This window comes from Rhodoferax sp. (assembly GCF_014859475.1).
Classification (GTDB): domain Bacteria; phylum Pseudomonadota; class Gammaproteobacteria; order Burkholderiales; family Burkholderiaceae_C; genus Rhodoferax.
Genome location: NZ_JACUUE010000088.1, coordinates 1 through 10423, shown reverse-complemented (window position 1 = coordinate 10423; position 10423 = coordinate 1). Strand labels below are relative to the sequence as shown.

Annotated in this window: 11 protein-coding genes, 1 tRNA gene and 1 pseudogene; 2 read left to right on the top strand and 11 right to left on the bottom strand. The window is 61.6% G+C overall.

Annotated features, from left to right (window positions below):
• Positions 1-1389 (top strand): class I tRNA ligase family protein (locus IBX54_RS09070; protein WP_296542337.1); only part of this gene is annotated, 1389 nt, incomplete at its 5' end.
• Positions 1390-1401: 12 nt separating this feature from the next.
• Here the strand turns inward: IBX54_RS09070 and IBX54_RS09065 are convergent.
• From IBX54_RS09065 to cysM, 11 genes and pseudogenes are all read right to left on the bottom strand, one after another.
• Positions 1402-2080: pseudogene (locus tag IBX54_RS09065) on the bottom strand (NAD(P)-dependent oxidoreductase).
• A 60-nt stretch (positions 2081-2140) separates the two neighbouring features.
• Positions 2141-2623 (bottom strand): Rrf2 family transcriptional regulator, encoded by a 483-nt coding sequence (locus IBX54_RS09060; protein WP_296542336.1) that lies wholly within the window; start codon positions 2621-2623, stop codon positions 2141-2143.
• 37 nt (positions 2624-2660) lie between these two features.
• Positions 2661-3221 (bottom strand): NifU family protein, encoded by a 561-nt coding sequence (locus IBX54_RS09055; protein WP_296542335.1) that lies wholly within the window; start codon positions 3219-3221, stop codon positions 2661-2663.
• Between the two features lie 35 nt (positions 3222-3256).
• Positions 3257-3745, bottom strand: a complete 489-nt coding sequence (gene sufU / locus IBX54_RS09050; RefSeq protein WP_296542334.1) for a Fe-S cluster assembly sulfur transfer protein SufU — start codon at positions 3743-3745, stop codon at positions 3257-3259.
• 58 nt (positions 3746-3803) lie between these two features.
• Complete coding sequence (locus IBX54_RS09045; RefSeq protein ID WP_296542333.1) at positions 3804-5108, bottom strand: cysteine desulfurase; 1305 nt, start codon at positions 5106-5108, stop codon at positions 3804-3806.
• The gene (gene sufD / locus IBX54_RS09040; protein ID WP_296542332.1) at positions 5105-6445 is read right to left on the bottom strand and encodes a Fe-S cluster assembly protein SufD; all 1341 of its coding nucleotides are present in this window, start codon (positions 6443-6445) and stop codon (positions 5105-5107) included. The genes IBX54_RS09045 and sufD overlap by 4 nt, the downstream gene beginning before the upstream one ends.
• Positions 6442-7236, bottom strand: a complete 795-nt coding sequence (sufC, locus tag IBX54_RS09035) for a Fe-S cluster assembly ATPase SufC (protein WP_367141823.1) — start codon at positions 7234-7236, stop codon at positions 6442-6444. Before sufC ends, sufD begins: the two co-directional genes overlap by 4 nt.
• Positions 7233-8669, bottom strand: coding sequence for a Fe-S cluster assembly protein SufB (gene sufB / locus IBX54_RS09030; RefSeq protein WP_296542331.1), 1437 nt, complete (start codon positions 8667-8669; stop codon positions 7233-7235). The genes sufC and sufB overlap by 4 nt, the downstream gene beginning before the upstream one ends.
• Entirely contained in the window at positions 8666-9022 is a 357-nt protein-coding gene (locus IBX54_RS09025; RefSeq protein ID WP_296542330.1) for an iron-sulfur cluster assembly accessory protein, read from the bottom strand. Before IBX54_RS09025 ends, sufB begins: the two co-directional genes overlap by 4 nt.
• Positions 9023-9133: 111 nt before the next feature.
• Positions 9134-9361, bottom strand: coding sequence for a sulfurtransferase TusA family protein (locus tag IBX54_RS09020; protein WP_296542329.1), 228 nt, complete (start codon positions 9359-9361; stop codon positions 9134-9136).
• A 37-nt stretch (positions 9362-9398) separates the two neighbouring features.
• Positions 9399-10301 (bottom strand): cysteine synthase CysM, encoded by a 903-nt coding sequence (gene cysM, locus IBX54_RS09015; RefSeq protein WP_296542328.1) that lies wholly within the window; start codon positions 10299-10301, stop codon positions 9399-9401.
• Positions 10302-10338: 37 nt separating this feature from the next.
• Between cysM and IBX54_RS09010 the strand changes: the two genes are divergently transcribed.
• Positions 10339-10423: transfer RNA gene (locus IBX54_RS09010), tRNA-Leu, on the top strand.

Here is a 10423-nt window from a genome sequence, read left to right as displayed (position 1 = left end):
AACGACATTGACTTGTATCTGCCCAGCAGCGTGCTGGTCACCGGCTACGACATCATCTTCTTCTGGGTCGCCCGGATGATCATGATGACCACCCATTTCACCGGCCAGGTGCCGTTCAAACACGTCTATATCCACGGTCTGGTGCGCGACGCGCAGGGCCACAAGATGAGCAAGAGCGAGGGCAATGTGCTCGACCCGGTCGATCTGATCGACGGCATCGGCCTGCCCGAGCTGCTGGTCAAGCGCTGTGAGGGCTTGCGCAAACCCGAAACCGCGCCGCAGGTGCGCAAAAACACCGAAAAGGAATTCCCGGCGGGCATTCCGGCTTTTGGTGCCGACGCGCTGCGCTTTACCTTTGCCTCGTTGGCCTCGCTGGGCCGTTCCATTAACTTTGACGCCAAGCGCTGCGAAGGTTACCGCAACTTCTGCAACAAGCTCTGGAACGCCAGCCGCTTTGTGCTGATGAACTGCGAAGGGCAGGACTGCGGCCTGAAAGATCACACGGCGGCCGAGTGTGAAGTGGGCGCCACTTACCTGGACTTCAGCGCGGCCGACCGCTGGATCGTCTCGCTGTTGCAGCAAACCGAGGCCGCAGTGGGGCAAGGCTTTGCCGACTACCGCCTCGACAACGTGGCCGCCACCATTTACGACTTTGTCTGGAACGAGTTCTGCGACTGGTACCTGGAAATCGCCAAGGTGCAAATCAACACCGGCAACGCAGCCCAACAGCGCGCCACGCGCCGCACGCTGATCCGCACGCTGGAAACCATTTTGCGACTGGCCCACCCCATCATTCCGTTTGTGACCGAAGAACTGTGGCAAAAGGTGGCGCCGGTGGCGGGCAGGGCGGGGGCATCGGTGGCCATTGCCGCCTACCCTCAAGCTCAGCCCGAACGCATTGACGAAGCCGCTGTTGCCCATGTGGTCAAGTTGAAGCAACTGGTGGACGCCTGCCGCAACCTGCGTGGCGAAATGCATGTGTCGCCCGCCACCCGCCTGCCGTTGTTTGCCATGGCTGGCGCCACTGCTGAAGCCACGTTCATGACGCAAGCTGCGCCCGTGTTGCAGGCGCTGGCCAAGCTCAGCGAGGTGCGCGTGTTCGAAGACGAGAGCGCCTGGGCGGCAGCAGCCCAAGCTGCGCCAGTGGCGGTGGTGGGCGAGGCGCGTATCTGCCTGTTCATGGCCATTGACGTGGCCGCAGAAAAAGCGCGCCTGGGCAAAGAACTGGCGCGTTTGGAGGGGGAAATCGTCAAGGCCAACGGCAAGCTCGGCAATGAATCCTTCGTGGCCCGGGCGCCCGCCGCCGTGATCGCGCAGGAGCGCAAGCGCCTGGCCGACTTTGAGGCCACACTGGCCAAGGTGCGCGAGCAGCTGGCGCGGCTGCGCTGAGCGCCGCCTGCGTCAGTAAAGAATCCGACAGCGGATCGTCTCGGGCACCGCGCACAGCTCATCCAGAGCCGCCCGGCTGGCGGCGCTGTCCACGTCGATCACCACATAACCCACGGTCTCGTTGGTGCTGAGGTATTGTGCTGCAATGTTGATGCCCGCTTTTGAGAGTCGCTCGTTGACCTGCGCCAGCACGCCAATCTGTGTGCCAATGTGGCCGTAGCCGATGATGCCCAGCGTCTTGCCGCGCACCTCATAGGAATCGGCCGCGCTCTTGACCCAGCCGCCGCGGTGCAGAATGGCGTTTTTTTCAGGAATACCGCGCATCAGCATGATGAGTTGCGCCAGCACCAGTTCGGCCACGCTGCGGGTGTTGGAAAACGGCGCGTTGAACACCGGAATGCCAAGTCGCGTGGCTTCTTTCAGATCGACCTGATTGGTGCCGATGCAAAAACAGCCAATGGCCAGCAATTGCTTCGCCTGCTGCAGCACGGCAGCGGTGAGCTGGGTGCGCGAGCGCACGCCGATCAAGTGGGCATCAAGCAGAGCGGCGTGTAGCTCGTCGCCCGCGAGCGCTTTGGCGTGTGTCACGATGCGTGTGAAGCCGGCCTGTTGCAGCGCTTCGACGGCCGAGGGGGTGAATGCCCTCGAACAACACGGCTTTGAGTTCGCTTGTCGGGGCCGATAGAGTCATGGATTGCTGGATCATGGCGTTTGGAGGTGTCAAAGAAAGTAGCCTGGCAGACACCGGGTGTCAGACCGTTGGCGCGCTGACGAGTCGGTGAAAGTGGAGCGGCTGCGCTTGGTCATCGGACGCTGCAAGCGGCGCAAGCGTTTTTGTGGAAATCAGCAGGTCGGCCAGCGTGTAGCGGTCAAGGTACTGCATGAAGCTTTGCAGCGCGCCGTTGATGATGCCGGTCAGGTGGCAACTGTTGGCCAGTTGGCAGTTGGTGTCATGGGTCAGGCATTCGACCACGTTGAAATCGGGTTCGATGCTGCGCACCACGGCTCCCAGCACGATGGCTTGCGGCATGGTCGCCAGGCGCATGCCGCCGCCCTTGCCACGCACGGTCTCCAACCAGCCCGCCAGCGACAGCTGGTGCGTGATCTTGGTCAGGTGCGCCTCGGAAATGTCATAAGCGCGCGCTACTTCGGCGATGGTGCACAACCGATCAGGATGCTGGCCAACATACATCAGCAGCCGCATCGCGTAGTCGCTCATGGTGGTCAGGCGCATGCGGTATTCCTGTGGCTGCGGGGCAGGGTGCGCTGTCTCACGCGGCAATCACTTGCAGCTCGGGCTCGAGCGTGCGCAGGCGGCTCTCGATGCCTTGCAACGTGCCCGAAATCGAGCTTGGGCAACTACCGCACGCGCCCTGGTAATGTACGATGAGCTGGTTGCCAGCGAGCCCCAGCACATGCAGGTCGCCACCGTCGCTTTGCAGGTAGGGCCTGATCTGCTGGTCCAGCACCAGCTCGATGTCGTCGAGGCGCTGGCGGTCTTGCGGGCTGAGGTCAGCCACGCTGGTGCGTGCTTCGAACACGGCCGCGGCCGACTGCTCGCTGGCGGCAGGTGCCGCTCGCAAGGGCGGGGCAATCTGGCGCAACAACTGTTCCCAGTCGGCCTGGCCGTCTTGCGTGACGGTGAGCCAGTGGTCGATGTAAAACACGTTGCTCACATGCGGGATGGCAAACAGCGCACTCGCCAGTGCGTCGCCCTGCGCTTGTTCAGCGCTTTCATACGAGTGCGCAAGGCCCCAGGTGAGCGGCTCGCGCAACACGAACTTGCGCGCGTTCGGGTTGGGTGTTTCTTCGATGTCAGCGATCTTTGGCATGGTTTATCCTTGTTTGGAAGTCACTGCGCGCGAGCTCAGGCATCACCCATGGGCGTGTGCATGGGGTCGGCATCGGCCTCGGTCGAGGCGCTGGGCTCGGCGTTGAACGCCGCCTGCAAGGTGTGCCACGGCAAAATGGCGCACTTGACGCGCATCGGCAACTCGCTGATGCCAGAAAACACCGCCAGGCGGCCAATGTGCGGGCTGTCTTGGGCAGCCGCGCGGCCGGTGGCCATGTCAACAAACTCGTGGATCAGCGTCTTGGCCTCCTCGGTGTGTTTGCCCTTGACCGCTGCCGTCATCATTGACGCTGACGCCTTGCAAATGGCGCACGATTCGCCGTGAAAAGCAATGCGCTCCACGGTGTCGTCTTTCAGGTCGAGTGCCACGTGAATGTGGTCGCCGCACAGCGGGTTCAAGCCCTCGGCATGGTGGCTGGGGTGTTCCAGCTCGCCATAGTTGCGCGGCTTGCGGTTGTGGTCCAGGATCACTTCCTGGTACAGGGCTTTGGGGTCGGCGCTCATTCGGAGTCCTTCATACGATGCATTGCGGAATTCGCCCTTGGGAGCGGCCTGGCGGCGCTCATGCAAATACCTTTTGAACCGCGCGAATGCCGGCCACCAGGGCATCGACATCGGCGTGTGTGTTGTAAAACGCAAACGAAGCGCGCGAGGTGGCCGCCACGCCCAGGCGCGCCATCAGCGGCTGCGCGCAGTGGTGGCCGGTTCGCACCGCCACACCTTCCTGGTTCAGCAGCGTGCCCACGTCATGCGGGTGAATGCCCTGCAGCGCAAAAGACAGCACCGCCGCCTTGTGCCTGGCCGTGCCGATCAGGCGCACGCCAGCCATGGCTGCCAGTTGCTCGGTGGCGTCAGCCAGCAGACTGTGTTCGTGCGCAGCAATGACGCTCATGCCGATGCCGCTGATGTAATCCACGGCAGCGGCCAGCCCGATGGCGGCGGCAATGGGCGGCGTGCCGGCCTCGAATTTGTTCGGTATCGGCGCGTAGGTGGTTTTCTCGAAGGTGACGGTATGGATCATGTCGCCACCGCCCTTGTACGGCGGCATGGCTTCGAGCAGCGCAGCGCGGCCATACAAGATGCCGATGCCGGTGGGGCCGCACAGCTTGTGGCCCGAGAAGGCGTAAAAATCGCAACCGAGCGCCTGCACATCCACCGCCAAGTGCGGCGCGGCCTGGGCGCCATCGACCAGCACCGGCACACCGTGGGCGTGCGCAAAGTCAATCATCTCTTTCACCGGGTGGATGCTGCCCAGCGCGTTCGACACATGGCCCACGCAAACCAGCCGCGTGCGCGCGTTGAACAGCGCCTGGTAGGCATCAAGCTCAAGCTCGCCCGCGTCGTTCATCGGCACCACGCGGATGGTGGCGCCTTTTTCTTGCGCCAGCATTTGCCAGGGCACGATGTTGGAATGGTGCTCCAGTACGGTCAAGATGATTTCATCACCGGCTTTGATGTTTTGGCGGCCCCAGCTTTGCGCCACCAGGTTGATACTGTCGGTGGTGCCGCTGGTAAAGATCACCTCGCGCGCCTCTGGCGCATTGATGAAGCGTTGCAGCGTGACGCGCGCTGCCTCATAGGCGGCGGTGGCGGTCTCGGACAGGTAATGCACGGCGCGGTGAATGTTGGCGTGCTCGTGCGTTTGGTAGTGCACCAGCCGGTCGATGACCGCTTGCGGCATCTGGCTCGATGCTGCGTTGTCGAGGTACACCAGCGGCTTGCCCGCCACGCTGAGCCCGAGGATGGGAAAGTCGTGGCGAATGCGTGCCACATCAAAGGCGGCGGCAGGGCTGGCCGTGTTGGCTGAGGCGGTGGCTGCTGTTGCAGCCGGGCTCAGGTTGGGCTTGGGGGCGAGCAACTGGCTCATGATGGGCTCGTGGTCTGTTCGAGCACCGTCTGCTCCAGTTGTTGGCGCAGCGACGCCACCGGAATGCGCTCGATGATGTCAGCACCAAAGGCGTAGGTGAGCAGGTTGCGCGCCACCGTCTCCGACAAGCCGCGGCTTTGCAGATAGAACACCTCGTCGCTGTCGAGCTGGCCGACCGTGGCACCGTGCGTGCATTTGACGTCGTCGGCAAAAATTTCGAGCTGCGGCTGGGTGTCAACCTGCGCTTTGCGCGAGAGCAGCAAATTGCGGCTGCTCTGGGCTGAATCGGTTTGCTGGGCGCCGGGGCGCACCATCACCTGGCCGTTGAATACGGCACGCGCCGTGCCGCCCACAATGCATTTGTGCAACTGGCGGCTCATGCCGTGGGGTTTGGCGTGGTCGATGAGGCTGTGGGTGTCGGCCAGCTGCTCGCCGCCAATCAGCGCCAGGCCGTCAAGCAGGCACTGTGTGCCATCGGCGGTTTGCAGCACTTTGATGTCGAGCCTTGAGGTGTGCCCGCCCAGCGCCACATTGACCGAGTGGTACTGGCTGGCCGCACCAAGCGATACCGCGCAGCTGGCCAGGTGAAACGCTTGCAGGCTTTCGCGTTGCAGGCGCACGTGGGTCACCTGGGCATTGGGCTGCACCACCACCTCGGCCACCGCGTTGGTGAAATAAGCGCCCGGCTGCAACGCCACATAGTCTTCGACCAGCGTCACCTGGCTGCCTGCGCCGGCCACCAGCAACAGCCGCGGGTGGCTGGCCACGCCCGCTTGGGTGGCAATGTGAAGCAGCTGCACCGGTGCGCCCAGCACGCAGTTTGGCGGCAGCATCAGCACCGCAGCGTCTTGCAAAAAGGCCGTGTTGAGTGCAGTGAAAAGCGTGTCTTGAAACGGCGCGTGTTGGCCCAGATGCGCTTGCAGCAGAGTCAACTGCGCGCTTGTCAGACTGGCGAGGTTAGCCAATACCCCATCTGCAAGCGTGCTGGCACTGGAGAGTTGCGGTGCATACACGCCATCGACAAACACCAGCCGCGTTGTTGCCTCCGGGATGACCTGCTTGGCGATGTCATCGGGCTGCAAATGCGTGGCCACGCGCAGTGGCTGAAACGACTGGTCTGCCAGCGCGGCCAGCGGGGTAAAGCGCCAGGCCTCGTCATGCTTGCTCGGCAGCGTGAGGGCATTGGCACGCTCCAGCGCTTGGGCGCGCAGGGTTTTAAGCCAGTCGGGCTGGGTGCGAGCGGCGCTGCCTGGCGGCAGAGCCAGCCCCGCGAGCAGGCTGGCGAGCACGCCTGCGTCCGCAGCCGAAGCGTTGGCGGTGTTGGTGGCCGCGTTCATGCCACGGCTCCCGTAGCCTCGCTGGCCTCGGCCTCGACCCAGTCGTAGCCGCGTTCTTCGAGTTCCAGCGCCAGCTCCTTGCCGCCGGTGCGGATGATGCGCCCGGCGCTCATCACGTGCACAAAGTCGGGCACGATGTAATTCAACAGCCGCTGATAGTGCGTGACCAGCACCACCGCGTTGTCCTTGTTGGCCAGGTGATTGACACCTTGCGAGACCACGCGCAGCGCGTCAATGTCGAGGCCCGAGTCGGTCTCGTCGAGGATGGCCAGGCTGGGCTGCAGCACCGCCATTTGCAAAATCTCGTTGCGTTTTTTCTCGCCGCCGGAAAAGCCTTCGTTGACGCTGCGCTGCAAAAAGTCGGGGCTCATTTCGAGCAGTTTCATCTTCTCGCGCACCAGGTCGTCAAACTCCAGCGGGTCCAGCTCGTCCTGGCCGCGCTCGGTTTGAATGGTGTTGTAGGCCAGCCGCAAGAACTGGCTGTTGCCGACACCAGGGATTTCAATGGGGTACTGAAACGCCAGAAAAACACCAGCGCGGGCACGTTGCTCGGGTGGCAGCTCCAGCAGGTTTTGGCCTTGAAAAATGACCTCGCCACCTGTCACCTGGTAGGCGTTGTGGCCCGCCAGCACTTTGGAAAAAGTGCTTTTGCCCGAGCCGTTGGGCCCCATGATGGCGTGCACTTCGCCGCGCTTGACCGTCAGGTCAAGACCCTTGAGAATTTCTGTGCCGTTGATGCTGGCACGCAGGCCACGCACTTGCAGCAATGAGGGGCTATTTTCGATAATCATCCGACACTTCCTTCCAATTTGAATCCTAGTAGTTTGGTGGCTTCAACCGCGAACTCCATCGGCAGCTGTTGAAACACATCCTTGCAAAAACCATTGATGATCATCGACACCGCTTCTTCGGCACCGATGCCGCGCTGGGCAAAATAAAACATCTGGTCTTCACCGATTTTTGAGGTCGATGCCTCGTGCTCCACCTGGGCACCGGGGTTGCGCACCTGGATGTACGGGAAGGTGTTGGCGCTGCATTTGGCCCCCACCAGCATCGAGTCGCACTGCGAATAGTTGCGCGCGCCATCAGCCCCCGGCATCACCTTGACCAGACCGCGGTAGCTGTTGTGCGACTGCCCGGCCGAGATGCCCTTGCTGACGATCGTGCTGCGCGTGTTCTTGCCAATGTGGATCATCTTGGTGCCGGTGTCGGCCTGCTGGTGGTGGTTGGTCACCGCCACCGAGTAAAACTCGCCCACCGAGTTGTCACCTTGCAAAATGCACGACGGGTACTTCCAGGTGATGGCCGAACCGGTTTCTACCTGCGTCCAGGAAATGCGCGAGTTCACGCCCTTGCACAGCCCGCGTTTGGTGACAAAGTTATAAATGCCGCCCAGGCCGTTTTCGTCACCGGCATACCAGTTTTGCACGGTCGAGTACTTGATGTCGGCGTTGTCCAATGCCACCAGTTCCACCACCGCCGCGTGCAACTGGTTGGTGTCGAACTTGGGCGCGGTGCAACCTTCCAGGTAAGACACCGACGCACCCTCTTCGGCCACGATCAGCGTGCGCTCGAACTGACCGGTTTCTTCGGTGTTGATGCGGAAATAGGTCGATAAATCCATCGGGCACTTGACGCCCTTGGGGATGAAGCAAAAGGAGCCGTCGGTGAACACCGCCGAATTGAGCGCGGCGTAAAAGTTGTCAGCCGAGGGCACCACCGTGCCGAGGTATTTTTTGACCAGCTCGGGGTGGCTTTGCACCGCCTCCGAGATCGAGCCAAAAATGATGCCGACCTCGGCCAGCTTGGCCTTGTAAGTGGTGGTGACCGAGACGCTGTCAAAAATCACATCGACGGCCACACCGGCCAACGCCGCGCGCTCGTGCACCGGCACGCCGAGCTTCTCGAAGGTGCGTAGCAACTCGGGGTCCACCTCGTCCATGCTTTTGAGTTTGGCCTTGGGCTTGGGTGCCGCGTAGTAGCTGATAGCCTGGAAATCGATCTTGGGATGCTTGACGTTGGCCCAACCCGGGTCGGTCATGGTCAGCCAGTGGCGAAACGCCTTCAGACGGAACTCAAGCAGCCAGTCGGGTTCGTTCTTTTTGGCGGAAATCAGCCGGATGGTGTCTTCGCTCAAGCCCTTGGCTGCCACCTCTGATTCGATGTCGGTGACAAAACCATGCTTGTAGGGCTGGTTGACCAGCTTGTCGAGGGTGGCGCTCATGCGGCTACTCCTTGGCCAGCGACCGGCTTCAGGCTGAAGCTCTCACCGCAGCCGCAGGTGATGCCCACATTCGGGTTGTCAAACTGGAATGTCTGCTTGAGCCCCTCGGTAACAAAGTCGAGGCGGGCGCCGGCAAGGCTTGCGAGATGCACTGTGGCCACCAGCAATGTGGCGCCGTGCGCCTCGATGCGTTGCTCATCATCGCGCACGTCGTCAGCCAGTTCATAGCTGTAGGCATAGCCCGAGCAACCGACTGGTTTGATGCCCACACGCAAACCAATGCCGCTACCGCGTTTGGTAATTTGGCTACTGATTTGGGCAGCAGCCGCAGGTGTCAAGGTGATTGAGGTCATGAAATTCTCCTTTAGGTGTATTCTAAATACACCTTATAAAAAAGCACCAGACTTTTTGAATTCCAGCGATGTCAACAGGGGGAAGAGGCGGTCTGCGTGGCGCCAACCGCTTCAGCGACGGCGCAGCACGTGGATGAATTCCGCGCCGAGCGTCTGCTGCTCCAGCAATTCGTTGCCAGTTTGTTTGGCAAACGCCTGGAAGTCGCGCAGCGAGCCGCTGTCGGTGGCGATCACCTTGAGCACCTGGCCGCTTTCCAGTTCGGACAGTGCCTTCTTGGCTTTCAAAATGGGCAGCGGGCAGTTGAGCCCGCTGGTGTCAATTTCTTTGTCGATGTGCATGATTCTTGATACTGGAATTTTTGAGCGCTGCGCGGCATCAGGCCGGAAACACGCCGGTGGAGAGATAGCGGTCGCCCCGGTCGCAGACGATGAAGACAATCGTCGCATGTTTTTCACGCTGGGCAATTTCACGCGCCACCCAGCAGGCACCGGCCGCTGAAATGCCAGCAAAAATGCCTTCTTCGCGGGCAAGCAGGCGGCACATTTCCTCGGCATCTTCCTGACTCACATAGAGCAGTTCATCGACATGGGTGGGGTCGTAAATCTTGGGTAAATAGGCTTGCGGCCACTTGCGGATGCCCGGAATGCGCGAGCCGTCGGTGGGCTGCACGCCAATGATTTTGATGGCAGGGTTTTTCTTTTTGAGGAACTGCGACACGCCGGTGATGGTGCCGGTGGTGCCCATGGCGCTGACAAAGTGGGTGATCTTGCCCTTGGTGTCAGACCAGATTTCAGGGCCGGTGGTTTCCACATGGATGCGCGGGTTGTCGGCGTTGGAGAACTGGTCGAGCACGCGGCCCTTGCCGTCAGCGGCCATCTTGTCGGCCAGGTCGCGCGAGTACTCTATGCCGCCGCTCTTGGGTGTCAAAATCAATTCGGCACCAAACGCTTTCATGGTTTGCGCCCGCTCGATCGACAGGTCTTCTGGCATGATCAACACCATGTGGTAACCCTTGATGGCCGCCGCCATGGCCAGGGCGATGCCGGTGTTGCCGGAGGTGGCCTCGATCAGGGTGTCACCCGGGGTGATCTCGCCGCGCTCCTCGGCGCGCCGGATCATCGACATGGCGGCACGGTCCTTGACCGACCCCGCCGGGTTGTTGCCCTCCAGTTTGCCCAGAATGACGTTGCCGTGCGCCGCATTTTCAGCGGCCCCAATGCGCTGCAAACGCACCAGGGGTGTGTTGCCGATCAGATCTTCGATGGTTGGATATTTCATAACCCGCACTGTGCCATAATTCGGGCCTCAAAGCGTGGCCCGGGTGGTGAAATTGGTAGACGCAGGGGACTCAAAATCCCCCTCCGAAAGGAGTGCCGGTTCGATTCCGGCCCCGGGCACCA